General features: G+C 53.0%; 22 protein-coding genes and 3 pseudogenes. 7 read left to right on the top strand and 18 right to left on the bottom strand.

The window, feature by feature from the left end:
* The first annotated feature begins 24 nt into the window (after positions 1–24).
* From AC0T4W_RS19720 to AC0T4W_RS19710, 3 genes are read left to right on the top strand one after another with little or no spacing between them, the layout of a single operon-like run.
* Positions 25–1,014, top strand: coding sequence for a hypothetical protein (locus AC0T4W_RS19720; protein ID WP_476321895.1), 990 nt, complete (start codon positions 25–27; stop codon positions 1,012–1,014).
* A 1-nt stretch (position 1,015) separates the two neighbouring features.
* Positions 1,016–2,266, top strand: coding sequence for a peptidylprolyl isomerase (locus tag AC0T4W_RS19715; protein WP_476321893.1), 1,251 nt, complete (start codon positions 1,016–1,018; stop codon positions 2,264–2,266).
* Positions 2,263–2,862, top strand: coding sequence for a hypothetical protein (locus AC0T4W_RS19710; protein ID WP_476321891.1), 600 nt, complete (start codon positions 2,263–2,265; stop codon positions 2,860–2,862). Before AC0T4W_RS19715 ends, AC0T4W_RS19710 begins: the two co-directional genes overlap by 4 nt.
* A gap of 71 nt (positions 2,863–2,933) precedes the next feature.
* Here the strand turns inward: AC0T4W_RS19710 and AC0T4W_RS19705 are convergent.
* Both AC0T4W_RS19705 and AC0T4W_RS19700 read right to left on the bottom strand, forming a co-directional pair.
* Positions 2,934–5,488, bottom strand: a pseudogene (locus AC0T4W_RS19705) (TRAP transporter permease).
* Positions 5,489–5,671: 183 nt separating this feature from the next.
* Entirely contained in the window at positions 5,672–6,643 is a 972-nt protein-coding gene (locus AC0T4W_RS19700; protein ID WP_476321889.1) for a TAXI family TRAP transporter solute-binding subunit, read from the bottom strand.
* 279 nt (positions 6,644–6,922) lie between these two features.
* Here AC0T4W_RS19700 and AC0T4W_RS19695 point away from each other — a divergent pair.
* Positions 6,923–7,204: pseudogene (locus tag AC0T4W_RS19695) on the top strand (helix-turn-helix transcriptional regulator); the annotation flags it as partial.
* A 58-nt stretch (positions 7,205–7,262) separates the two neighbouring features.
* On the opposite strand, the gene AC0T4W_RS19690 reads toward AC0T4W_RS19695, so the two are convergent.
* The 4 genes from AC0T4W_RS19690 to AC0T4W_RS19675 form a co-directional block, all read right to left on the bottom strand.
* Positions 7,263–7,571 carry a chorismate mutase gene (locus AC0T4W_RS19690; protein WP_476321887.1) on the bottom strand — a complete coding sequence of 103 codons (309 nt, stop codon included), beginning with the start codon at positions 7,569–7,571 and terminating at the stop codon, positions 7,263–7,265.
* Between the two features lie 90 nt (positions 7,572–7,661).
* A complete protein-coding gene (locus AC0T4W_RS19685; protein WP_476321885.1) occupies positions 7,662–7,952 on the bottom strand; it encodes a type II toxin-antitoxin system RelE/ParE family toxin in 291 nt (96 codons plus the stop codon).
* Positions 7,949–8,221, bottom strand: coding sequence for a CopG family ribbon-helix-helix protein (locus tag AC0T4W_RS19680; protein WP_476321883.1), 273 nt, complete (start codon positions 8,219–8,221; stop codon positions 7,949–7,951). The genes AC0T4W_RS19685 and AC0T4W_RS19680 overlap by 4 nt, the downstream gene beginning before the upstream one ends.
* Before the next feature lie 677 nt (positions 8,222–8,898).
* Complete coding sequence (locus AC0T4W_RS19675) at positions 8,899–9,291, bottom strand: hypothetical protein (protein ID WP_476321881.1); 393 nt, start codon at positions 9,289–9,291, stop codon at positions 8,899–8,901.
* A 320-nt stretch (positions 9,292–9,611) separates the two neighbouring features.
* Here AC0T4W_RS19675 and tnpB point away from each other — a divergent pair, with 320 nt between their 5' ends.
* The 3 genes and pseudogenes from tnpB (at position 9,612) to ltrA (ending at position 13,449) form a co-directional block, all read left to right on the top strand.
* A complete protein-coding gene (gene tnpB, locus AC0T4W_RS19670) occupies positions 9,612–9,971 on the top strand; it encodes an IS66 family insertion sequence element accessory protein TnpB (RefSeq protein ID WP_476316920.1) in 360 nt (119 codons plus the stop codon).
* A gap of 18 nt (positions 9,972–9,989) precedes the next feature.
* Positions 9,990–11,554 (top strand): annotated as a pseudogene (gene tnpC / locus AC0T4W_RS19665) (IS66 family transposase).
* 128 nt (positions 11,555–11,682) lie between these two features.
* Positions 11,683–13,449: a group II intron reverse transcriptase/maturase gene (ltrA, locus tag AC0T4W_RS19660; protein WP_476321879.1), complete on the top strand. Its 1,767-nt coding sequence runs from the start codon at positions 11,683–11,685 to the stop codon at positions 13,447–13,449.
* Between the two features lie 159 nt (positions 13,450–13,608).
* Here the strand turns inward: ltrA and AC0T4W_RS19655 are convergent, their stop codons facing one another.
* From AC0T4W_RS19655 to AC0T4W_RS19600, 12 genes are all read right to left on the bottom strand, one after another.
* Positions 13,609–14,151: a hypothetical protein gene (locus AC0T4W_RS19655; protein WP_476321877.1), complete on the bottom strand. Its 543-nt coding sequence runs from the start codon at positions 14,149–14,151 to the stop codon at positions 13,609–13,611.
* Positions 14,152–14,753: 602 nt separating this feature from the next.
* Positions 14,754–15,353, bottom strand: a complete 600-nt coding sequence (locus AC0T4W_RS19650; RefSeq protein ID WP_476321875.1) for a HEPN domain-containing protein — start codon at positions 15,351–15,353, stop codon at positions 14,754–14,756.
* A gap of 943 nt (positions 15,354–16,296) precedes the next feature.
* Positions 16,297–16,734, bottom strand: coding sequence for a hypothetical protein (locus AC0T4W_RS19645; protein ID WP_476321873.1), 438 nt, complete (start codon positions 16,732–16,734; stop codon positions 16,297–16,299).
* Between the two features lie 77 nt (positions 16,735–16,811).
* Entirely contained in the window at positions 16,812–17,252 is a 441-nt protein-coding gene (locus AC0T4W_RS19640; protein WP_476321871.1) for a hypothetical protein, read from the bottom strand.
* A 633-nt stretch (positions 17,253–17,885) separates the two neighbouring features.
* A complete protein-coding gene (locus AC0T4W_RS19635) occupies positions 17,886–18,485 on the bottom strand; it encodes a hypothetical protein (RefSeq protein ID WP_476321857.1) in 600 nt (199 codons plus the stop codon).
* Positions 18,486–18,573: 88 nt separating this feature from the next.
* Positions 18,574–18,849: a hypothetical protein gene (locus AC0T4W_RS19630; protein ID WP_476321869.1), complete on the bottom strand. Its 276-nt coding sequence runs from the start codon at positions 18,847–18,849 to the stop codon at positions 18,574–18,576.
* A gap of 110 nt (positions 18,850–18,959) precedes the next feature.
* Entirely contained in the window at positions 18,960–19,286 is a 327-nt protein-coding gene (locus tag AC0T4W_RS19625) for a hypothetical protein (protein ID WP_476321867.1), read from the bottom strand.
* A 599-nt stretch (positions 19,287–19,885) separates the two neighbouring features.
* The gene (locus AC0T4W_RS19620) at positions 19,886–20,557 is read right to left on the bottom strand and encodes a hypothetical protein (RefSeq protein ID WP_476321865.1); all 672 of its coding nucleotides are present in this window, start codon (positions 20,555–20,557) and stop codon (positions 19,886–19,888) included.
* A gap of 321 nt (positions 20,558–20,878) precedes the next feature.
* Complete coding sequence (locus AC0T4W_RS19615) at positions 20,879–21,415, bottom strand: P-loop nucleotide/nucleoside kinase family protein (protein ID WP_476321863.1); 537 nt, start codon at positions 21,413–21,415, stop codon at positions 20,879–20,881.
* Between the two features lie 110 nt (positions 21,416–21,525).
* Positions 21,526–21,987, bottom strand: coding sequence for a hypothetical protein (locus AC0T4W_RS19610; protein WP_476321861.1), 462 nt, complete (start codon positions 21,985–21,987; stop codon positions 21,526–21,528).
* Positions 21,988–22,087: 100 nt separating this feature from the next.
* Positions 22,088–22,456, bottom strand: a complete 369-nt coding sequence (locus tag AC0T4W_RS19605) for a PH domain-containing protein (RefSeq protein WP_476321859.1) — start codon at positions 22,454–22,456, stop codon at positions 22,088–22,090.
* Between the two features lie 363 nt (positions 22,457–22,819).
* Positions 22,820–23,419, bottom strand: coding sequence for a hypothetical protein (locus AC0T4W_RS19600; protein ID WP_476321857.1), 600 nt, complete (start codon positions 23,417–23,419; stop codon positions 22,820–22,822).
* Positions 23,420–24,032: the final 613 nt, after the last annotated feature.

The raw sequence follows: 24,032 nt of genomic DNA, 5'->3' as shown, positions 1-24,032 counted from the left end.
CCAACAACAAAAGAGCGCCTCCCTATGAAAACCCTCACCTCCCTGGTCGTTGGTCTAGGCCTGGCTTTTAGTGCCAGCCATGCCAGCGCCTGGTCGCAACCTACACACAAAAATATCGTCAAGGACGCCTTGGCCTTCCTCAACTCGGCCCATGCTACGCCCGAGATGAAACGCGCCTACCAGTTTTACGTCGGTGCAGCCGGTAGCGAAGCCCGCGCCGGGGAAATTCTCGGCCAAGCGGCCTATGACGTCGATGACTTCCAGGACACCCGTCTGGGCGGTTGGTGGGTCGGCTACGAGCACGCGCCGGTGTATGGCGCTGCAGCCTCCATCGTCAACTACACCTCCTATTGGCACTTTATCAACATGGCCCGCCAGGGCGACGCCCACGGCAACGACCACGGCGGTTACGACTACCGCTACCGCAAGGTGGATGGCAGCTGGAGCGGCGATGTTGACTGGTACGCCATGGTTTACCTGTACAACCGCGAGCTGAAGAAGAGCGACTTCGACACCACCGAAGCACATTACCGCCAGGGCACTTCCTCCAACTGGCAGAAGCACTACGGCGACTTCCAGACGGCGGCCTTCCAGCCCATCGATAACCTGGCCAAATACTGGTTTGATCAGTTCAAGAACGCCCCGTCGCTGCAAACCATCGGCTACTCATTGCACGCCACTGGCGATGTCGCGCAGCCGCACCACGCCTGGGTCACCTCGGGCAACGGTCACTCCGGCTGGGAAGGTTGGGTGGACGATCATTACTTCAGCGAAGGCCTGAACAATATCGCTGCGGTGGCCAGCCGAGTTGGCAGCTATGACGCACAGAAGCCGATCCGCGATTTGATCACCCAAACCGCCCAGGTCGCCTACCAGCGCCCCGAGCCGCTGTACGACACCAGTTACGCCACCCGCCTGCGGGTAGCCAAGGAACTGATTCCGGAGTCCATCGCCCTGACCGTCAGCGTGCTGACCAAGGGCGCCAACACCTTCTACGGCCAGGGTGGCCTGTAAGGTGCGCGCGCTCATCCAGCGCAGTTTGCTGGTACTGGGGCTGGCCGGCATCTGCCTGTCAGCCCTGGGCAGCCAGGACATGCGCATCAACGGTGAACGCCTGCCCGGCAAAAGCATCGTCCTGCTGGAGCAGGCCATGACCCGGGTCAAATTCAATACCGACCTGCGCCTGCTGCGCACGGGCCTGGCAGAAAACCACCTGCTGGCCCGTGAGGTAGAAGCCGAACTGACTGCCAAATACAGCAGCGATCTGGATGCTTTGGTCGAGCGCGAGGCAAGCAACCTGATCGAACAGGTTTACGGTCGCCAGTTCGAGCACGACGTACGGCCCTTCCTGCGCCAACCGCAAGCACTGAGCAGCGCGCGCCTGCGCCAGGTGCTGACGACGCAGACCCAAGGCGTTGTGCTCGATAGCCTGCAGTTGAGCCCCCAACAACAGGCCGACGCCGCGCAGGTGCAACTGATCAGTTGGCAATTCCCCGGTCAGGCTGAACAGCGCCTGAACCTGCTGGAGCTGTATCAGGGCGACAACGTGCAAGGCCGGGTGGAACTGCAGCAGGGCAACTTGGTGTACCTGGCCGAGCAGGTGCGTCAGCACGCGCTGCGCGACTACCTTTGGTATCAGCTGGGCCAGAAGGGGTTCAGCGCGGACGAACAGGCCGGCATCCGCCAACTGGTGCGCGACAAATTGATCCGCCACAAATACCTGCACCAGCTTGGCCTGCACAACGACTTCCACCATGAGACCGCCAGCCTCAAGCAGCGTGCCCGCCAGGTCAGCGATGCGGATGCCGAGGCTTACTACCAGCGCAACCTGCAGCTCTACCTGAACGTTGCCCAAGTGCAAGCCAGCCATATCCGCCTGGCCGATCAAGCCAGTGCCGACCGGGTGTATGCCGAACTGCAAAAGAGCCTGAACTTCAATGAGGCCGTGCGCCGCTACTCACTGGCCGAAAGCAAAAGCCACACACCGCCCGGCGACCTCGGCCTGATTCGCCCGCAGGACGCGCAGCTGGATTTTCTGCGCAAGACCGCCCTGCTGCAGAAAGCCAATAGCATTTCCCAGCCGATGCTGATCGACGGCGCGTTCGAGATCGTCCAGGTACGCAGTCGTGAGGATCGACAGCTACCACTCAGCGACCCCAGCGTGCGTTATGAGGTCAACCAGGCCGTGGCCAAGGAACAGCTGACCCAAGCCTTCCAGGCCCGCGTCGACGCTCTGCTGGCCAACGCCAAGGTAGAAGGGCTATGAAGGCCTGGCTCGGCATCGGCCTGCTCGGCGTGATAACTGCGGTGACCATCGTCGTTGTACGCACGCCCCAGGCCGACACCGCGCCAACCGTTGCGCCCCAAACGGCAACGCCACCCAGCACACCCATTCACTTGCCAGAGATGCCCGCCGCGCTGCCGGCACCGCAACCAGTAGCAATCCCAGCGTCTGCAGAAAAACCTGTGGAAGCGCCGCCCAGTGAGCCGCACCTGAATGCCCAGGAAGCGCAAATGCTGATCCAGCTAATGGCTGACCAGGGCGACCCTCGTAGCCCGGCCCTCGGCCAACTCAAACCGCGCCAACCCGCATCCGCCGCACAACTGGCCGACCCGGCGCAGTACAGCGCCTTCGAAGACCAACAAACCCGCGACCAGATCATGGCCTACGCCAGCGGCGTCCAGCAGATCCCCGCCATCCGCGAACGCATTGAACAAGCCGCCCAGTCCGGCGAGCGCAGCCAAACCGAACTCGATGAAGCCCGCGCCGCGTTGGAGCAGCTTGAAATGTTGCAGAGCAAACTGCAGAGGGAAAGGCCGGAGTTGTTGCCGGGCGGTAATGCAAACCCAGTTTCGCCGTGAAGCAACTCACCACAAACAGCAAAGGCAGCCGAGGCTACCTTTGTTGTTAAACACGGCCGAGCATCCGCCGCTTAGGCTTCTAGCTTACGTCGGCGACGCTGCAACCAGACCACCAGGCCGAACAGCAGGAAGCCGGGAATCCACATCAGTTCCTTGGTCCAGCGGTCCGTCGGGGCGCGGACCTTGAGGATTTCCTGATCGAATTCCAGGCCTGCTTCGGCTGCAGGGCTGCCGAAGGTGACGCTGTCGACCAGCACCTTGCCGCCCTCTTCATAGATCAGCAGGCCGAGTTTCTCCAGGCGCTCTTCGCCACTGACACCTTCCGGTACGGGCAGCAGCAGGCTGAACTCGCGGGCATCGCCCACCGCATCCTCACCTTTGATGCGCAAGCGCAGCTGGCTGCCATCGCTCACATCACCCAGAGCTTGGGCCAGTTGCGCAGGCGGGATGTCGCGGTAAGGGTCGTGCACGATGTCCATCCAGAAGCCCGGACGGAACAGGGTGAAGGCCACCAGCAACAGCAGCACGTTCTCGTACCAGCGACTGCGCACCAGGAAGTAACCCTGGCTGCCAGCGGCGAAGATCAGCATGGCGACGGTGGCGATGATAAAGATCAGCACGCCGTGCCAGAAATCTACGTCGATCAGCAGCAGGTCAGTGTTGAAGATAAACAGGAACGGTAACACCGCCGTACGCAGGCTGTAGTAGAAGGCCTGAATCCCGGTCTTGATCGGGTCGCCCTTGGATACCGCCGCAGCAGCGAACGAGGCCAGGCCCACCGGCGGCGTCACGTCGGCCATGATGCCGAAGTAGAAGACGAACAGGTGCACCGCGATCAGCGGTACGATCAAGCCGTTCTGCTGGCCAAGGGTGACGATCACCGGCACCAGCAGGCTGGACACCACGATGTAGTTGGCGGTGGTTGGCAAGCCCATGCCCAGCACCAGGCTGAAGATCGCCGTGAGCACCAGCATCAGCAGCAGGTTGCCCATCGACAGCAACTCGACCAGATCGGCCAGCACCAGACCAACCCCGGTTTGCGACACCGCGCCGACGATAATACCCGCCGCAGCCGTGGCAATACCGATGCCGATCATATTGCGCGCGCCGGCAATCAGGCCTTCGCGCAGGTCGATCACGCCATCCATAAACGAGCCGTGGGCATGGGTGCCATCGGTACGCAGCCAGGTCAGCAATGGGCGTTGAGTGAGCAGAATGATCACCAACATTACACTGCCCCAGAAGGCCGACAGGCCGGGGACAAGCGCTCGATCATCAGGCACCAGACCAGCACCACCACTGGCAGCAGAAAGTGCAGGCCAGAGAGCAACACGGCGCGGGTTTGCGGCAGTTTGTCGAGCGGCGCGTCCAGATCTTCGGCGGGCAGCACCGCTACGCTGGCGGCGATTTTCAGCAGGCCCAGGTAGACCAGCGCCAGCAGCGCGCCGATACCCGGCAGAGCGTATTCCCCCAGCGCCGGCTTGAGCCAACCAAGGCCGTAATACACCGCCAGCGACAGACCGCTGATCAGCGCCGCACCAAAAGCGAAGCCGGTCAAACGACGTAGCCAGGGCTTGGGCTGATGCCCTTGCACCGGCTGCAGGCCGAGCTTGAGCGATTCCAGGTGGACGATATACAGCAGCGCGATATAGGAAATCGCCGCCGGCAGGAAGGCGTGTTTGATGATATCGACATAGGGCATGCCGATGTATTCGACCATCAGAAAGGCTGCGGCTCCCATCACCGGCGGCATGATCTGGCCGTTGACCGACGAGGCCACCTCCACCGCGCCGGCCTTCTCGGCCGAGAAGCCTGTGCGTTTCATCATCGGAATGGTGAAGGTGCCGGTGGTGACCACGTTGGCAATCGACGAGCCGGAAATCAGCCCGGTCAAACCCGAGGCCACCACGGCCGCCTTGGCCGGGCCACCCCGAAAGTGGCCGAGCATGCTGAAAGCCAGCTGAATAAAGTAATGCCCCGCGCCCGCGCGCTCGAGCAAGGCGCCGAACAGCACAAAGAGAAATACAAAGCTGGTGGACACACCCAAGGCAATGCCGAACACGCCCTCGGTGGTGATCCACTGGTGGTTGGCCATGGCATTAAAGCTGACCCCACGGTGCGCCAGCATTCCCGGCATATAGGGGCCGGCCAGGCTGTAAACGAGGAACAGCAGGGCGATGATCGCCAGTGGCGGGCCAAGCACCCGGCGGGTGGCCTCCAGCAGCAACGGGATACCGATGCACGCGGTGAGCATGTCTGCGGTGGTCAGGCTGCCCGGACGCAAAGCCAGCTGCTGGTAGAAGATAAACAGGTAGGCGGCGCTGGAGGCAGCGACCAAGCCCAGGGCGATATCCAGCAGCGGCACGCGATCCCGCGGCGAGCGCTTGAACGCCGGATAAGCGAGAAACGCCAGCAACAGGGCAAACGCCAGGTGGATAGAGCGGGTTTCGGTGTCGTTGAACACGCCAATACCGAACACGAATGGCAAGGGCGAGGCGATCCACAGTTGAAACAGCGACCAGAGCAGAGCCAGGCCGGTGATCACCTGGGCCATGGCACCCAGCGGGGTGCGCGCACCGACATCCTGGGCGATCAGTTCTTCGGTGGACAGTTGCTTGTCATGCATGGGCTGAACCTGCATTCGAGAGTACGGAAAACGGCAAAACCCGCAGCCTTGCAGCTGCGGGTTTGCTTATTTGGAAACACTAGTCCGTTTGCACGGGCAGTCACGTAGCCCGAATAAGCCTAGGCGCAATCCGGGCAACGCGATCCCGGATTACGCTGACGCTTATCCGGGTTACATCACAGGCTAGAGCCAGCCGCGCTCTTTGTAATAACGCACTGCGCCTTCGTGCAGCGGTGCGCTGAGGCCGACTTTGATCATGTCTTCTTCTTTCAGGTCGGCAAATGCAGGGTGCAGACGCTTGAAGCGATCAATGTTGTCGAATACCGATTTAACCAGCTGGTAAACCACTTCCGGGCTGGCCTTGGCCGAGGTGGAAAGCACCGCCTTGCCGCCAATCGATGGAGTTGGCGCGTCGTTGCCCTTGTACACGCCGCCGGGGATATCGGCCTTGGTGTAGTAGCTCTTCTCAGCCAGCAGCTTGTCGATTTGCGCACCGGTCACTGGCACCAGCACCGCGTCGGTGGTGGTGGTGGCTTCCTGGATCGCGCCATTCGGATGACCGACGAAGTAGGTCATCGCGTCGATGTTGTTGTCGCCCAGGGCAGACGCCTGCTCAGCCGGCTTCAACTCGGAGGCCAAGGAGAACGCAGAGCGGTCCCAGCCTTTGACCTGCATGATTTCTTCCAGGGTGTCGCGCTGACCGGAACCAGGGTTGCCGATGTTAACGCGCTTGCCTTTGAGGTCGTCGAAGCTGGCGATCTTGGCGTCACGGCGAGCGAGGATGGTAAACACCTCACTCTGCAGCGAGAACACCGCGCGGATGTCCTCCATCGCGCCTTCGCTCTCGAACGGCGCAACGCCCTTCATCGCCTTGAACTGGTGGTCCGACTGCATGATGCCGAAATTGAATTCGCCACTGCGGATGCCGTTGACGTTGGCCACGCCGCCGCCGCTGGCTGGGGCGTTGCACTTGATGCCGTGTTCAGCAGCGCCGCGATTGAGGAAACGACAGATCGATTGACCGGCAACGTAGTAAACGCCGGTTTGACCACCGGTGCCGATAGTGACGAATTTCTCTTCGGCCTGTACGGCGCTGCTCAGGGTAATACCCGCGAGTGCAGCCGACAGGGCCCATGCCAGGGATTTACCTTTCATGGGAGTTCTCCTTTTCTGTTTATTGTTGAACCGGTCGCACCTTTTGAGAACGCCCGGCAGGACAAGAGTCTAACCGCTTAGTCACAGGTTGCGCGGAGTAATACCGGTAGCCCAGGTAACCAAGTGTTTAGCTAGACGTCTCAACCCTACCGCCAGGCCACAGCTTTGGGCAGAATCAGGCCATGCCCAAGCACGCACTCGACTCGCAACACACCTCGGTCAGCGCCAGCCATTACCCTCGCGGTGCTGCATGCCGCCAGCCGCCTGGGCGTTGACCGCGCCCGTGTGGTGGCTTTGCTCGGTGAGCAACTGGCGCGCCATCTGCACCTGAGCGAACGCACCCTGCAACGACGCCTGGCCGATGAAGGCTGCAACTACCAGCAACTGCTTAACGACACCCGCCAGCAACTGGCCGAACAACACTTAAGCACCGACGACTTACCCGCCGCAGAAATCGCCCTGCTGCTGGGCTACTCGGAACGCAGCGTGTTCTTCCGCGCGTTTCGTCAATGGGCTGGCCTGACGCCGGGTGAATATCGGGCTCGACAAAAGCTCCAATAGCAACTTGTTAGTCCCTGGCAGTGGATACCGTTGTCAGTCAAGAAAGAACTTCGCCGAATTAGGGTCTTACGTTATTTGCGTTAAGCAGTGAATACTCTTTAAGTTCTGCTTCAATGAATGCAGAGATCATGGCGCGATAAACGCTTTCTGCCACTTTTGGATTAGCCCCTTGCTCGTGTGCAAGTGCTATAACTTTTGAAATGACTTGCTCAACCCGGGTGGGAGCTTTAACTTCATCAGTTGTCTTTTTAAAGGATGCGGCTTTAGCAACAAATGCTCCGCGCTTAGCGAGCAATGCCACGATTTCTCGATCTATATTGTCGATATTCTCGCGAACTTCATTAAGTGAGCTACAGCTGATTTCCATGTGCGGCGTACTCTAATTTTTGATCAGAAACCTAACGTTTGGTTAAGGGGCGGGCTTTAGCCCGTCCTAGCGAGCGATCTGAGCCAGTTGTTAGATACTTTGTGTGCGGTCTTCGTTGTGGTGCCATATACGAAGAATAACGACAGTTTCTGTGTGAGCTGAATAGCGGATTATGTATTTTCCGAAAACTGCGTCGCGAATAACTTTTGGGCTTGGAGCAAGCTCAACAGCGCGGCCCATTTCTGGAAATAGGCAAAGATTTTCGATGCGGGCAAAGAGCTCTGCTGCAGCGCGAGTAGCAGCAAGAGGATCTTTCTCTGCTATGAATTCGCGGAGCCGAACGAGGTCTGACACAGCGTTTTCTGAGTAGACCGGCCTCATTGACCAGCCTTCGGTGGCGATAGCTCATTGGCGGTGCCCCAACTTTTGAGCCAAGCATTCACTGCTTCGCCGGAAACGACCTTGCCTTGTGCCACTGACTCCATTGCGTGCAGTGTTTCCTGCCACCGGGTCTGCTCCAGCTCCTGGCGCTCAAAAAACTCTCTAAGCGCCTGATTAATAAGCCAACTTTTACTTCTTTGAAGCTTTTCTGCCATAGCCTCAAGATTTTCTTCGAGCTCTGGTTGAAGCCGGACGGTTGTGACGCTCATAAGAATGCCCTCAATACTGTTGAATGCAATGTATTACATAGTATTTATAGGGGCAACTGGGCGCGACGCGCGGCGGGGCTTTAGCCCGTCCCAGTGAGCGCAGCGAACGATTTGAACCAGTTGTTAGGCCTGGCCTGCTCGACACGGTAGCCGCCGCAACGCAGAAAGAAAAGGCAGACGACGCACAATCGAAAGACGGACGCTGTAAGTTAATTGTTACGGTTCCCGGCATAAACCAACTCCCTTTAATAATGCCACTGACTAAGCGATTTACTAACGACGCGGTGTTGGGATTAGAACCAACCAGAGATGAATTTCCGGAGGCTGCCTAACGTTTGGTTAAGGGGCGGGCTTTAGCCCGTCCCAGTGAGCGCAGCGAACGATTTGAACCAGTTGTTAGGCCTGGCCTGCCCGACACGGTAGCCGCCGCAACGAAGAAAGAAAAGGCAGACGACGCACACTCGAAAGACGGACGCGGTAAGTTAATTGTTACGGTGCCCGCATAAACCAACTCCCTTTAATAATGCCACTGGCTAAGCAATTTACTGACGACGCGGTGTTGTGAATAAAACCAACCCAAGATGAATTTCCGGAGGCTGCCTAACGTTTGGTTAAGGGGCGGGCTTTAGCCCGTCCCAGTGAGCGAAGCGAACGGTTTGAACCAGTTGTTATATGCATTACTCGAAGTTTTCGGCGACGCTTGAAAAATATGACATTGAAATTATTACACCTGTGCCAACTGTTAGGACATAACCTATAAATAAGTCAAAACCACCTATAACGCCTAGGCCAAAAAATGGTGTTAAGACTCCAGATGCAATAACTGAAATTAGAAATAATTTACGGCCCCATTTTTTGAGCTGGTGGATACCTACAAGAGAAACCAATGTGATTCCAGCGATGAAGTAAGGGAAAGGGCCGTAAATATTTAGCTGCCCTCCGTATCCATTCCAGCTTAAGGCATCAAGTGTTTCTTGATCGTACATGAGATGCCATATGTATGGCATCAAGACATATGCCAAATACAATAGGAATACTGCTGCGACAATTTTTTTAAAGAATCCCTTCATTTATTCCTCGACTGCATATAACGTTTGGTTAAGGGGCGGGCTTTAGCCCGTCCCAGAGAGCGCAGCGAACGATTTGAACCAGTTGTTAGGCTTGGCCTGCCCGACACGGTAGCCGCCGCAACGCAGAAAGAAAAGGCAGACGACGCACAATCGAAAGACGGACGCGGTAAGTTAATTGTTACGGTGTCCGGCATGAACCAACTCCCTTTAATAATGCCACTGACTAAGCGATTTATTGGTAAGCGCTCCATAAACCCCACCTTCAAATGATCCCGGCACGACCCGATGCTGTGCTCCCGATATCTTTCTGGAGCCAGCTCATGATGCGTCCCGACCCCAGGGTCAAAGCCGTTTACCTCTATCCCAAGCCAGTCGATTTCCGCAAATCAATCAATGGTCTGGCGGCCCTGGTCGAGCTGGATATCAAGGTCGCGGTATTCGACCCTGTGTTGTTCGTCTTCCTCAATCGCACGCGCAACCAAGTGAAAATCCTGTACTGGCACCGCAACGGCTTCTGTCTGTGGCTCAAGCGTTTGGAGGCTGAGCGGTTCAAGACCAAGCCGGATGCGGGTGATGAAGCCATTGAGCTGACGGTGCGCGAGTTGAACCAATTACTGGAGGGCATCGACCTCTGGGGCAACCAACCGCACAAGGTACTGACGCCCCGTTTCGTCACGTGAGCCGGTATAATCCACGGCATGATTTCCATGCCCGAAAGCCTTCCTGACGATCCTATTTTGCTGAAGCAGCTTCTGCTGTCGCTGCATGAACAGGTGTTTGCAAAAGATCAGGAGATGCTGGTTAAGGACGGACAGATCGAGCACCTACGTGAACAAAACGCACTGCTGATCCAGCGCTTGTTCGGCCGTAAATCCGAGCAAAGTGCCATCCTGACTCGCCGCAGCTGGAGATCTTCAACGAGGCCGAAAGCCTCGCCGAAGCGGCGCCTGAAGCTCCGGCCGCTGAGGTCGAAGAAGAGGACGTCGCGCCGACCAAGCGTCGTGGTAAGCGCAAGCCGTTGCCGGCCGAGCTGCCGCGCGTCGAAGTCGTCCATGAGCTGCCCGAGCACGAACTGACCTGCGCCTGCGGTTGCCGCAAGCAGGTGATCGGTGAGGAAACCAGCGAACAGCTGGACATCATCCCGATGCAGATCCGGGTGATCAAACACATCCGCAAGACCTATGCCTGCAAGGGCTGCGAAACCGCCCCGGTGACCGCCGACAAGCCAGCCCAACTGATCGAAAAGAGCATGGCCAGCCCCAGCGTGCTGGCGATGTTGCTGAGCACCAAGTATGTCGACGGCACGCCGCTGTATCGCTTCGAGAAAGTCCTCCATCGACATGGCATCGACATCCCCCGCCAGACCCTGGCGCGCTGGGTGATCCAGTGCGGCGAACAGTTGCAACCGCTGCTCAACCTGATGCGCGACACGCTGCTGGACTACCCGGTGCTGCACTGCGACGAGACCCGTGTACAGGTACTCAAGGAGCCGGGGCGCGAGCCGAGCAGCCAATCCTGGATGTGGGTACAAACCGGCGGCCCGCCGGACAGGCCAGTGGTCCTTTTCGACTACACCACCAGCCGTGCGCAGGACGTACCGCTGCGCCTGCTCGACGACTACCGTGGCTACCTGATGACCGACGACTACGCCGGCTACAACGCCGTGGCTGCGCAAGCGGGGATCGAGCGCCTGGCCTGCTGGGCGCATGCGCGGCGTAAATTTATCGAAGCGCAGAAGGTACAGCCCAAGGGCAAAACCGGGCGGGCCGATGTCGCGCTGAGCCTGATCAACAAACTGTACGGGATCGAGCGCGACTTCAAGGACGCCAGCGCCGAACACCGTCATCAGGGCCGTCAACAGCACAGCTTACCGATCCTCGCTCAACTCAAGGTCTGGCTGGAGAAAACCCAGCCCCAGGTTACGGCGCAGAACGCCTTGGGCAAGGCGGTGAACTACCTAGCCAGCAACTGGAGCCGGCTTGAACGCTACGTAGAAGCCGGCCACCTGCCGATCGATAACAACCGCGCCGAGAACGCCATCCGCCCCTTCGTAATCGGCCGCAAAAACTGGCTGTTCAGCGATACGCCCAAGGGCGCCACCGCCAGCGCGCAGATCTACAGCCTGATCGAAACCGCCAAGGCCAACGGCCAGGAGCCCTACGCTTACCTGCGCCACATCCTCGAACGCCTGACACTGGCCAATACCGTCGAGGACTACGAAGCGCTGCTGCCGTGGAACTGCTCGCCAGCCCCAGCCTCCTGAAAACAGACCTTGTCCTGACGGACGCGGTTTATGGAGCGCTTAGTGCGCCAGTTAAAGCTGGCGGAGGATAGTCGATGAAAGTTCGATACTGGTAAGAAATGGCGAATCAACCAGACCCCGAGTCATGCATGTTGCACCGTGAGGTGCAGGGTGAAGCGTTGACAGGGGAAACCGATGGGCCAGCCATTGAGCCGCGTAATCACAAGTTCGGGATGCCGACGCTGTTAAGCGAAGCAGAAGGCAACACGGAGCATGGCGTTTTACGCCAGTCATGCTCTGATCCCGCGCGGTCGGAGACCCTGTGCACGTCGGGAAGTCCTTCGCACAGAAACTGGGAGATCTCAGCGGTGCCCGGTGCGCAGGCACCGGGCGGAGCAGGAAAGGCCAAAAGCCATAACCCTGCTGTTCACGTCGCTGAGAAGTCGGATACGTCCGTAGTACCTGAGAAGCCATCGAACAAAGGGCCTGGCCCTGCGGAGATAGTGGAGGAAAGGGGCGTAGCCAAGGGAAACACCGATAAGAACCCCGTGCCCCGGACACTGAGCCGGATCAGTTGCACGTTGATGGGACTTGAAGGTGTACGTGAAGCAGCCCGAAGGAACAAGGGCATGCAGTTCACGGCGTTGCTGCACCACATCACACCGCAGTTATTGGCGCAGAGCTTTTATGCCCTGCGCCGAGATGCCGCGGTGGGCGTGGACGGCATGTCGTGGCGAGAATATGAGGAAGGTCTTCTCCAGCGGGTAACCGTTTTGCACGCAAAGCTCCACAGCGGAGCCTATCGGGCAACACCATCGCGGCGGGTCTACATTCCCAAAGCCGATGGCAGGCAGCGCCCGTTGGGCATTGCCTCTTTGGAGGACAAGATCGTACAACAGGCGGTTGTTACCGTTCTAAATGCGATCTATGAAGAGGACTTCCTGGGATTCTCGTATGGGTTTCGACCGGGACGCAGCCAGCACGATGCGCTGGATGCGTTGACGGTCGCGCTGAAGGGTCAGAAGGTGAACTGGATATTGGATGCGGATATCACGTCGTTCTTTGATGAGATCGACCATGAATGGATGCTGATGTTTCTGGGACACCGGATTGCAGACCGGCGCATGCTCGGACTTATCTGCAAGTGGCTTCAAGCGGGTGTAATGGAGGATGGCCGTAGGGTGGCTGCGACCAAGGGGACTCCCCAAGGTGCAGTGATATCGCCGTTGCTGGCGAATATCTATCTTCACTACGTGCTGGATCTGTGGGCAAGGCAGTGGCGCCAGCGGCATGCCCGTGGCGATGTGATTGTCGTGCGTTACGCGGACGACAGCGTGGTGGGTTTCAGGACGCAATGGCAGGCTCAGCAGTTTCTGGTGCAGTTGCAGGAGCGGTTGGCCAGGTTCGGATTGTCCCTCAATGCCTCGAAAACACGACTGATTGAGTTTGGTCGTTTTGCTGCGAGAAATCGTAGGGTACGAGGTCTAGGCAAACCGGAGACGTTTGACTTCCTGGGCTTTACGCACTGTTGTAGTACCAACAGAAGCGGTGGTTTTCAAATTCTGCGACTGACGGTCAAGAAGCGAATGCGTGCGACGCTGCTGGCTATTCGGGATGAGCTGAAGCGTCGACGCCACGAGTCTGTTCACGTCGTAGGTCAGTGGCTCACCCGGGTGGTCAGGGGCTACTTCAACTACCACGCGGTGCCGGGGAACCTGATACGTCTTGGCGGTTTTCGTTCGGCGGTTTGCCGTCTATGGCGGCAAGCCCTCATGCGACGCAGTCAGCGTAATAGGCTCCAATGGTCACGCTACGGTCGCCTCGCCGACCTCTACATACCTAAACCCAGAAATGCACATCCGTACCCTGAGGATCGCTTCGCGTCACATACCCAAGGCAGGAGCCGTATGCGGTAGTTCCGCACGTACGGATCTGTGCGGGGGGCGGCAGGTAACTGCCGTCCCTACCGCGACCAGTGCTTTCAGGTTTGTGGCTTGGAGTATAGCGCCTCAATAACCGGTGTGGCTTTGCTGCGTCCGGCACCAAAGACGCAGAGTTAATGGACTGGTTGAGTCCTAATATTTGAAGTCGTAGAAATACAAAGCCCTTGCAATTAATGACTTATCTATTGCCATTTCATTTTCGTAATTAATGCAGGAATTCGACTTTTCCCCGCTAGATAGATAGACCTTACAGATATTATGGTGAGCATCTTCGTTGTATTGCCCAGCCAGTCTCGCCTCATTAATTGTTAGGAAAGATAAATAGACAGATAGGAGTAGTGGTCCTGTAGCCCCGAGCACTACTTTATGATTTTTTTCACTAGAATTATTCAAAATATCTGTATGGGCATTGTTTAACTTGATGAGGCTAAGTCCGCCAAGCATGAAAGTGGCTATTATGCTAAGTAATAGTATAGGGAAATTTAATTCGTTAACCGTTACCTTTAAACCGCTAAAAAATAGAGCTTTTACCAAGCCTCCAATAACACTTGCGAATAATATGAAAAGCCCTAAGTAGAGGAGTTTGGTTGCTTTTTTATGGACTTTTTCGCTAACTTCGATTTCGCTGGTATTAGGTGGTTTCTTCAAAACGAAAAGCGACTTTATATACGACATTTCTGCTCCTGGTTGTTAGGTTTAATGACTTCCTATGGACCTAACGTTTGGTTAAGGGGCGGGCTTTAGCCCGTCCCAGCGAGCGCAGCGAGCGATTTGAACCATTTGTTAGACGCTCGGATGTACGCATAATTTAAAGCACCGCTTTCCTGCTTGTAACGCGTTACGCGATGAACCTGGCGAAACGCAATAAATTTAATGTTTGCACTGCAACTGAAAAACCACGATTTCAACGTGCCTCAATGGCAAGCGGCGTAAGCACAGCAACCGCAAGACTAAACCCGAGAAAGCCCCGAAAGCAATCGTGCGGCCTTACGAACAACAATTACGCAACGAACGAAACGCGATAAATCCAATGTTTGCAATTTAACGACCTGAGCGCGGTGTTGAAAAATGCCACAAATATAACGGGCGTCCGTTCAGCCAATACACATTTCAAACTGTGAAAACCTCGCAAGAAAACGTGCGTTGTTACGAGGGTACGCGTTACCAAAAAGCAATTTAAAAGCACTGTTGTCTAACGATTAAGCTAAGGGGCGGGCTTTAGCCCGTCCCAGCGAACGAAGTGAGCGATTTGAGCGTCTTGTTAGGCGACTTTTCTGCTAAACCTGAGCAAGAACCGCATGAACGAACTGTTCAGTGTTTGCTATCCAGCCATTGAGTGTGACAGGTGCGATCGAGGCAACCTTATGATTGCCTCGGCCCGGGCTTTGATTGGGATTAGCGTCTGCGCGATGAACAATCTGATGACGGCGTGACATGGCTTGTTCAAGTAAGGCCATGTGCTGCTGAATGGGTGCAACATCTAGACCGATTGATTCAAGCAACTGAAGGACTTCTCTTCGATTATTGTAGTTGGATCGCTCCAGACTTGCGTCTGTTGATTCCTTTATGACTGCATCGATTGTTTTTCCTCGGTGAGTCGCAAGCTCCCCGAGATTAAATTTTGTTGCCGATCCGCCAACAAGAGCAATTTTTTCTAATACCGTTGCGCTTGCTTGAGAGAGCTTCCAATATGCCAAGCTTCGCAACACATCCTCAAGCGCTGCGTGCAATAAGACTGTTGCTGCGCGCAGTACGTCTGTAGTTTGATGCCCCCTTCGACCACCACCTTGCCCGGACAAGTGATTCGTATAAATAGACACAAGGTTTCGCACGCGCTCAAGGTTGAGCTCGAATCGTTCTTCGATGATTGGACGCATAAAGACCCTTTATGTATGTTGCCTAACGTTTGGTTAAGGGGCGGGCTTTAGCCCGTCCCAGTGAGCGCAGCGAACGATTTGAACCAGTTGTTAGGCCTGGTCTGCCCGACACAGTAGCCGCCGCAACGCAGAAAGAAAAGGCAGACGACGTACAGTCGAAAGCCGAACGCGGTAAGTTAATTGTTACGGTATTCGGCACAAACCAACTCCCTTTAATAATGCCACTGACTAAGCGATTTATTGGCGACGCGGTGTTGTGAATAAAACCAACCCAAGATTAATTTCCGGAGGCTGCCTAACGTTTGGTTAAGGGGCGGGCTTTAGCCCGTCCCAGTGAGCGAAGCGAACGGTTTGAACCACTTGTTAGGCGTTTCATTTGATAGGCATTGATAGTGGGCCACACCACATAACAGTATTGCAAACAACGGTTTGATTTATAAAGTAGCCAACCAGCAGACCGCATAGACCCATTGAGAAAGATGTATATGGCAGCTTTATGAATTTCCTCTTTGCTGTTACTGCTGCTAAAAGGACACCAACAATAGCGCCTGGAAGTGAGGAAACATGGCCTAACCCTAGCAGACCCTCAGGATGTGATGAACTCCAATTAACCGACATTACACAGAGCAGCGTTATGGCAATTCCTAACGACGCGCCTGTAAGAAAGAACGGTGCGGGTCGAATAACTGCGCATAGGCTCAAAATAATAGCTGGAACAGTGAGGTAGTACCAAAGACCTAAATACAGCGCATCACCCTTTATGATGGTGATGAATATAACTAGTAACGAAATCAATGCTGCTAGAAAAATGTCATTCGAACGTGATGGATGCATTGAAAGGCCTAACGTTTGGTTAAGGGGCGGGCTTTAGCCCGTCCCAGTGAGCGAAGCGAACGATTTGAACCAGTTGTTAGGCTGATTACATAGCCGTCATGGGAGTGCTCTATAGCTCTGCTTTGGCAGGCAAGTAACTATATTTTTTATAACGATGATATAGAAATAATATAAAAGAAAATGTGAATAGCGAGAATTTAATTGTGTAGAAAGACTGTAGATTAATAGAGCTTGGGTCGATAGAGTTTCTGAAGTCGGCAAATAGAAAAAGTGCTCCAATAGTTAAGATGAGTCCGTAGAACACTACGCCAGCTTCAGTGTGATCTTCATGGTAATTTTCTAGTCGTTGTCTTTTTACTTGATCACGAAGAGCCTCGACAAGGAAAAATACCATAACAAAGCTCCACTCAGCCTTCTGGTGTATTGAGTCGTGAGCGCCGCTAATGGCAAGTATGAAAAAAAATAAGAGCAGTGGGGCAAGGATGAGAATTGCATCGGCAAATGCTAGTGCTTTTGGGTCACGTTTTGGTGGGGCGGTTTCTTTCATTGTTTTAGCCTAACGTTTGGTTAAGGGGCGGGCTTTAGCCCGTCCCAGTGAGCGAAGCGAACGGTTTGAACCAGTTGTTAGGTGCATTGCTGCTCATAGGCATGGCACCAAAACAACATGGTTTGAATGCTTTTAAGAATGTCTTCGTCTTCAATGTCAGGTAGAAAATCGCTTAAGAAATTAATGACTACGTGGGAACCAAAAATTTTGCACCAATACCATGGCAGTTCTTCAATGCTGTAATCCCATAAATTTGCCGCAGCATAAACTGAGCCGTCTAGCGCAATTGGTGATGTAGGTGCTACTTCTAGTAATAGTGTGCCTGCAGTCTGTTGGCGTTGAAATTTATTCTCTTGCAAAGACGGGTCGTAGAAGAAAGAGAAAAGCCCAAAAAATACTTCGTTATTAGGCGCATCTTTGCAATAGGCGATGAGCTTTTTAAGTTGCTGCGGGTTTGACGAGCCAAAATTATCTGCCACGTCGCTTATGGTTTCTATGATTTTTTGGCGATCCCGCATATTGGATATGCACCTAACGTTTGGTTAAGGGGCGGGCTTTAGCCCGTCCCAGAGAGCGCAGCGAACGATTTGAACCAGTTGTTAGGCCTGGCCTGCCCGACACGGTAGCCGCCGCAACGCAGAAAGAAAAGGCTAACGCCGCACAGTCGAAAGTCGGACGCGGTAAGTTAATTGTTACGGTGCCCGGCATAAACCAACTCCCTTTAATAATGCCACTAACTAAGCGATTTATTGGCGACGCGGTGTTGTGAATAAAACCAACCCAGGATGAATTTCCGGAGGCTGCCTAACGTTTGGTTAAGGGGCGGGCTTTAGCCCGTCCCAGAGAGCGCAGCGAACGATTTGAACCAGTTGTTAGGCCTGGCCTGCCCGACACGGTAGCCGCCGCAACGCAGAAAGAAAAGGCAGACGACGCACAATCGAAAGACGGACGCGGTAAGTTAATTGTTACGGTGCCCGGCATGAACCAACTCCCTTTAATAATGCCACTGACTAAGCGATTCATTGGCGACGCGGTGTTGTGAATAAAACCAACTCAAGATTAATTTCCGGAGGCTGCCTAACGTTTGGTTAAGGGGCGGGCTTTAGCCCGTCCCAGAGAGCGAAGCGAACGATTTGAACCAATTGTTAGGCCTATGGACGCCAACTATGGTTGTTTGGGCTATTAATAATGAAGTTATTGTTTCCGAAGGCAGTGTTTTTATCAAGTGTGATTCTGATTTTTATTGGATTCTTTAGACGATCTATTTTAGGTTCAGCTTTATAAAGGGACGGAGCATAAATTTCGGAGACTCCGGTATCGGGAAGATATACTCGAATAGACAATCCTTCATTACTAGACCCTATCAAAGTATCACCAGAGGTATTTGAAATTTCAGGCACTAAGTAGTATTTAGCCCCATCTGCGGGGGAGGTTATCCATGCTACTGCATTAGGCTGATTTGGTGGCCAATTGAGCCACCCTGTCATGTTTGTTAAGTCATATGCTGGAAAGCCGTTTGGAAGTAAAACAGCAATTTGACCATCACGTTGCGGGTGCAACTCCACTGTAAAGATGCCGGCCTCCACCTCTTTCGTGAGGTCGTCATAGTCAATAATTGCTGCTCTGACATCTGCGATGTCTCCGCCCCTTACTAGTATCCAGCCCTGCGCTGGAATAAATTCATAACCAGCCGATTGGCTGCTTGAGCCAACAAGAAGAGCAGTAATAAGATATTTAAGATACGAAGACATTCGGTAGGGCCTAACGTTTGGTTAAGGGGCGGGCTTTAGCCCGTCCCAGCGAGCGAAGCGAGCGATTTGAACCAATTGTTATGCATTTCTAGCTGAACAGGCCAGCAATTGCACTTGCTATGCCTTCGATGACTGCCACGACCCCGTCGATCATGGCTTCGAAGGTGCCGATTACTATTTCCAGAATTCCCTCGTCGCTCTGGACAAGAGGTGCAGCTGCTCCGGCAACGGAAATAGCCATAACCGCCATAGCAACAGAGTTGAAGCCCATAACCATAATGTAGATTGCAGAAACCATGAGCAGAACCGCACAAAGCGAATTAAAGGCCCTCAGCAATTTTGACCGTTTTACTTTCTTTTTCATTGCAACCCCGTTTGTTGCTGGATGCCGAATTTCTGAATATGCATAACGTTTGGTTAAGGGGCGGGCTTTAGCCCGTCCCAGTGAGCGAAGCGAACGGTTTGAACCAGTTGTTATGTGCCCTTTGCGAGGCCAAAGGAATATGCGCCTAGTGGAAAACTGGTTCCGTCCTCGTGAATTAACTTTCCGCCCTTTTCTATGAAGCCATGCAGTAAGTTCAGAATGAGGCTTGATGCTAGGCAAAGCGCTTGAAATGAGCCGCCACCATGAGCCTCATGCAAGCGTTTGTATAGTGGCTCAAGCGATACCGGGCATGCCCACTCGTCGATATCTTCTTGTCCCTCTACGGGGTATGGCTTACCAATTTTTGCAAGAATCTCGATTCTCTCTCCATTGGGGCTTATCCCAATAATTTTCATGCTTGCAATAAGATCTTTCATGCCTGCCTAAACCTCATACTCAATGAAGTCCCATGGGATTTCTTTTTTGAAAATTTGGATAGAATCTTCCATTAGATCAAGTGAAATTGATCTCTTTGAATACTGTTACTGTGCGAGTTTTTTCCGTGTCGTCCCGGAATATTTCAACGATCAACTCGTTGTTTCTGTAAATTTCGACACCAATACCGTCGCGAGTGCTTACATCGCTCGCTACTACAACCCTATCTTTTAGGAGCGGCATCGAACCCCCTTGGGTACATAACGTTTGGTTAAGGGGCGGGCTTTAGCCCGTCCCAGAGAGCGAAGCGAACGATTTGAACCAGTTGTTAGGCCTGGCCTGCCCGACACGGTAGCCGCCGCAACGCAGAAAGGAAAGGCAGGCACCGCACAGTCGAAAGTCGGACGCGGTAAGTTAATTGTTACGGTGCCCGGCATGAACCAACTCCCTTTAATAATGCCACTGACTAAGCGATTTATTGGCGACGCGGTGTTGTGAATAAAACCAACCCAAGATGAATTTCCGGAGGCTGCCTAACGTTTGGTTAAGGGGCGGGCTTTAGCCCGTCCCAGTGAGCGCAGCGAACGGTTTGAACCAGTTGTTATATTTCCCCTAGCGCAATACGTGCGTCATAGAGTTTCTTATATTCTTCAAGACCGATGACTAAATTCCTTTTTATTTCGTCTGCCGAGCCTTTGCATACTCCACGCTTTGCCGACTCTAAAACAGACTCATTATCCAATGCTTCTATAGTTAACTCGCCAGGCGAAGGTGTGATGCCTTTTCCGTGATATTTTTCTCTGACTTTATCGTTGCTATGGCCAATGCTTGATAATTGCCCGATTAGTAAGACGTCTAGAACTTCTGAGATTTTTTCACTTAGCTCTTTTTCACATCCAAACTTAACGATTTGCGTATGGAGAAACCAAAAATCTGCAAGCCTTGTATCGACCGTGCTATCGCTCCCCCAGCCACCTGGATAGCGCTTTGCTAAACTGAGAAGAAATCTAAATGTCTCTGTTCTTGCAGCTTTAAGCTCAATTATTGTTCTTTCAGCATCTTTCTTTACCTCTTTGAGCTTTACGATATTTCCGGCAATTGAAAATTCTTGAACCTCGGATGAAAAGGAAATGACCAGCCCCAACACTGCAAAAGCAACAACAAATGCTATGAATTCACTGCCTGAGAACTTTCCTTGATTCAGGAGATAAAATCCAAGCAATGCGCTCGCTGAAAATAACATGAGGCCTATTGCGGATAGTATTATTCTCAAGCGATGCGCTCCAGTGAAGGAATATAACGTTTGGTTAAGGGGCGGGCTTTAGCCCGTCCCAGAGAGCGCAGCGAACGATTTGAACCAGTTGTTAGGCCTGGCCTGCCCGACACAGTAGCCGCCGCAACGCAGAAAGAAAAGGCAGACGACGTACAGTCGAAAGCCGAACGCGGTAAGTTAATTGTTACGGTATTCGGCACAAACCAACTCCCTTTAATAATGCCACTGACTAAGCGATTTATTGGCGACGCGGTGTTGTGAATAAAACCAACCCAAGATTAATTTCCGGAGGCTGCCTAACGTTTGGTTAAGGGGCGGGCTTTAGCCCGTCCCAGTGAGCGAAGCGAACGGTTTGAACCAGTTGTTATGCATTGTGCGCAATTTTTGTTGTGTTAAAGCCTTCTTCTGATGTGGGCTCCATGAAGTATTTTGTAACCCGCTCAAACATCTCTGCTGTATCCGTTGCTTCTCTTTCAGGCTGTTCTGTTCGTCTTTTTTTGATCTGCTTAAGGCAGCTTCATTTGTTATGTCGATATATATCAAATTGTGCGGTGCTTGGATCTCAGAGAAAATACCCCGAAGCCAATTTCTTTGGGAAATAGTATTGGCGGGGAAATCCATTACGACATTAGTGCCTAAGGACAAAATGGATTGAACAAGTTTCTTAATCTGGGGCTTGAGTTGGTTGGAGTATTTAATGTAGTCATCCAACGATGAGATTTTATTTGGGTACAGTGATGAAAGCCATTCATCTTCCGAAAGCAATACTGCATTACAGTTCTGCGCGATTTCTCTAGCTTTGGTAGATTTTCCCGCTCCCATTTTTCCGCAGAAAAAAGTCAACATTCCTTTGTTCATAGCTGCCCTCTGTCTTTATGCATAACGTTTGGTTAAGGGGCGGGCTTTAGCCCGTCCCAGTGAGCGAAGCGAACGGTTTGAACCAGTTGTTAGCGGTGGTACGGATCGTTCTATTCAGCTTCAATTGACTCAGATGACCAGGTGGTTTTCGACTTTGGGTCATAGACTGACCATGTTGAAAAAATGGCGTTATGTGAAAAGCCAATTGAAACCATGTATTCGACCCAGCCAAGCCATTGTTCTTGAGTGAACTCATTGCCGTATGGACGTGTTGTTCCCTTAATCAAAACATAGTCGCTATCATTCGATGGTGATAGCTCAAGGGTGTAATTTTCAGAAAGAGCATTTATCAATTCACCAGCTCCAGTTTCGGAGCTTGAAAAGAAAACGAAATCCAACGCTGCAACTGTATTTTCAGTGAAGCCATCAGCTTTCATTGTTGCCCAAAGCACGTGCGCTTCAGCCATTCTGCGTTGAGATATGTTTTGTTGATATGAGTTCATATCTTCTCCCTGCGAGGCCTGTAGTTGTGCAGAAATTAAAATTATCAGTGTAGCGATGATGGTGCGCATGGTTTACTGCTAACGTTTGGTTAAGGGGCGGGCTTTAGCCCGTCCCAGTGAGCGAAGCGAGCGGTTTGAACCATTTGTTAGCAGACGGTGCATCGGGAAATTAAAGCAGGTGCTGTGATATATGTTTTGATATTTCTACTATTGCGGCGTTTCCAGTGAATTCGAATTTTAGTTTGCCTACAGAAGAGAGGTATATCTCTAGCTCGGAGTCGAGGTCAAAAGTTCCTGAGGTTTCCACCGAGTAAGCAACAATATTTTTGTAGGGAATTGATGTGTAGTCTTTTTTGCTGCCGGTTAACCCTTGGACATTAATGGCAATTATTCTTTTAGTTGTAAACACTACGCCATCGCGCATTGACTTGTATGAGTCAATGATTTTCTCGTTTTCTAGCAATAGCGCAGTCACTTTCTCAGCGTATTCGCTATTTTGCTTAAGCTTGAAGAAACCTTTGTTGTTGAAGTCGATCATGCTTATTCCCTGTTCTGCTAACGTTTGGTTAAGGGGCGGGCTTTAGCCCGTCCCAGTGAGCGCAGCGAACGATTTGAACCAGTTGTTAGGCCTGGCCTGCCCGACACGGTAGCCGCCGCAACGAAGAAAGAAAAGGCAGACGACGCACACTCGAAAGACGGACGCGGTAAGTTAATTGTTACGGTGCCCGCATAAACCAACTCCCTTTAATAATGCCACTGGCTAAGCAATTTACTGACGACGCGGTGTTGTGAATAAAACCAACCCAAGATGAATTTCCGGAGGCTGCCTAACGTTTGGTTAAGGGGCGGGCTTTAGCCCGTCCCAGAGAGCGAAGCGAACGATTTGAACCAATTGTTAGGCCTATGGACGCCAACTATGGTTGTTTGGGCTATTAATAATGAAGTTATTGTTTCCGAAGGCAGTGTTTTTATCAAGTGTGATTCTGATTTTTATTGGATTCTTTAGACGATCTATTTTAGGTTCAGCTTTATAAAGGGACGGAGCATAAATTTCGGAGACTCCGGTATCGGGAAGATATACTCGAATAGACAATCCTTCATTACTAGACCCTATCAAAGTATCACCAGAGGTATTTGAAATTTCAGGCACTAAGTAGTATTTAGCCCCATCTGCGGGGGAGGTTATCCATGCTACTGCATTAGGCTGATTTGGTGGCCAATTGAGCCACCCTGTCATGTTTGTTAAGTCATATGCTGGAAAGCCGTTTGGAAGTAAAACAGCAATTTGACCATCACGTTGCGGGTGCAACTCCACTGTAAAGATGCCGGCCTCCACCTCTTTCGTGAGGTCGTCATAGTCAATAATTGCTGCTCTGACATCTGCGATGTCTCCGCCCCTTACTAGTATCCAGCCCTGCGCTGGAATAAATTCATAACCAGCCGATTGGCTGCTTGAGCCAACAAGAAGAGCAGTAATAAGATATTTAAGATACGAAGACATTCGGTAGGGCCTAACGTTTGGTTAAGGGGCGGGCTTTAGCCCGTCCCAGAGAGCGCAGCGAACGATTTGAACCAGTTGTTAGGCCTGGCCTGCCCGACACGGTAGCCGCCGCAACGCAGAAAGAAAAGGCAGACGACGCACAATCGAAAGACGGACGCGGTAAGTTAATTGTTACGGTGCCCGGCATGAACCAACTCCCTTTAATAATGCCACTGACTAAGCGATTCATTGGCGACGCGGTGTTGTGAATAAAACCAACTCAAGATTAATTTCCGGAGGCTGCCTAACGTTTGGTTAAGGGGCGGGCTTTAGCCCGTCCCAGTGAGCGCAGCGAACGATTTGAACCAGTTGTTAGGCCTGGTCTGCCCGACACAGTAGCCGCCGCAACGCAGAAAGAAAAGGCAGACGACGTACAGTCGAAAGCCGAACGCGGTAAGTTAATTGTTACGGTATTCGGCACAAACCAACTCCCTTTAATAATGCCACTGACTAAGCGATTTATTGGCGACGCGGTGTTGTGAATAAAACCAACCCAAGATTAATTTCCGGAGGCTGCCTAACGTTTGGTTAAGGGGCGGGCTTTAGCCCGTCCCAGCGAGCGCAGCGAGCGATT

The sequence above is a fragment of the Pseudomonas sp. C7.1 genome, from assembly GCF_056312395.1.
This window is presented reverse-complemented; position numbering and strand designations above follow the sequence as displayed.

Excerpts from the sequence above, each read along its gene's own strand:
- AC0T4W_RS19720 (WP_476321895.1), top strand. The coding sequence starts at position 25 with ATGAAAACCCTCACCTCCCTGGTCGTTGGTCTAGGCCTGGCTTTTAGT.
- AC0T4W_RS19710 (WP_476321891.1), top strand. The coding sequence starts at position 2,263 with ATGAAGGCCTGGCTCGGCATCGGCCTGCTCGGCGTGATAACTGCGGTG.
- AC0T4W_RS19700 (WP_476321889.1), bottom strand. The coding sequence starts at position 6,643 with ATGAAAGGTAAATCCCTGGCATGGGCCCTGTCGGCTGCACTCGCGGGT.
- AC0T4W_RS19690 (WP_476321887.1), bottom strand. The coding sequence starts at position 7,571 with ATGGAAATCAGCTGTAGCTCACTTAATGAAGTTCGCGAGAATATCGAC.
- AC0T4W_RS19685 (WP_476321885.1), bottom strand. The coding sequence starts at position 7,952 with ATGAGGCCGGTCTACTCAGAAAACGCTGTGTCAGACCTCGTTCGGCTC.
- AC0T4W_RS19680 (WP_476321883.1), bottom strand. The coding sequence starts at position 8,221 with ATGAGCGTCACAACCGTCCGGCTTCAACCAGAGCTCGAAGAAAATCTT.
- AC0T4W_RS19675 (WP_476321881.1), bottom strand. The coding sequence starts at position 9,291 with ATGAAGGGATTCTTTAAAAAAATTGTCGCAGCAGTATTCCTATTGTAT.
- tnpB (WP_476316920.1), top strand. The coding sequence starts at position 9,612 with ATGATGCGTCCCGACCCCAGGGTCAAAGCCGTTTACCTCTATCCCAAG.
- ltrA (WP_476321879.1), top strand. The coding sequence starts at position 11,683 with ATGTTGCACCGTGAGGTGCAGGGTGAAGCGTTGACAGGGGAAACCGAT.
- AC0T4W_RS19655 (WP_476321877.1), bottom strand. The coding sequence starts at position 14,151 with ATGTCGTATATAAAGTCGCTTTTCGTTTTGAAGAAACCACCTAATACC.
- AC0T4W_RS19650 (WP_476321875.1), bottom strand. The coding sequence starts at position 15,353 with ATGCGTCCAATCATCGAAGAACGATTCGAGCTCAACCTTGAGCGCGTG.
- AC0T4W_RS19645 (WP_476321873.1), bottom strand. The coding sequence starts at position 16,734 with ATGAAAGAAACCGCCCCACCAAAACGTGACCCAAAAGCACTAGCATTT.
- AC0T4W_RS19640 (WP_476321871.1), bottom strand. The coding sequence starts at position 17,252 with ATGCGGGATCGCCAAAAAATCATAGAAACCATAAGCGACGTGGCAGAT.
- AC0T4W_RS19635 (WP_476321857.1), bottom strand. The coding sequence starts at position 18,485 with ATGTCTTCGTATCTTAAATATCTTATTACTGCTCTTCTTGTTGGCTCA.
- AC0T4W_RS19630 (WP_476321869.1), bottom strand. The coding sequence starts at position 18,849 with ATGAAAAAGAAAGTAAAACGGTCAAAATTGCTGAGGGCCTTTAATTCG.
- AC0T4W_RS19625 (WP_476321867.1), bottom strand. The coding sequence starts at position 19,286 with ATGAAAGATCTTATTGCAAGCATGAAAATTATTGGGATAAGCCCCAAT.
- AC0T4W_RS19615 (WP_476321863.1), bottom strand. The coding sequence starts at position 21,415 with ATGAACAAAGGAATGTTGACTTTTTTCTGCGGAAAAATGGGAGCGGGA.
- AC0T4W_RS19610 (WP_476321861.1), bottom strand. The coding sequence starts at position 21,987 with ATGCGCACCATCATCGCTACACTGATAATTTTAATTTCTGCACAACTA.
- AC0T4W_RS19605 (WP_476321859.1), bottom strand. The coding sequence starts at position 22,456 with ATGATCGACTTCAACAACAAAGGTTTCTTCAAGCTTAAGCAAAATAGC.
- AC0T4W_RS19600 (WP_476321857.1), bottom strand. The coding sequence starts at position 23,419 with ATGTCTTCGTATCTTAAATATCTTATTACTGCTCTTCTTGTTGGCTCA.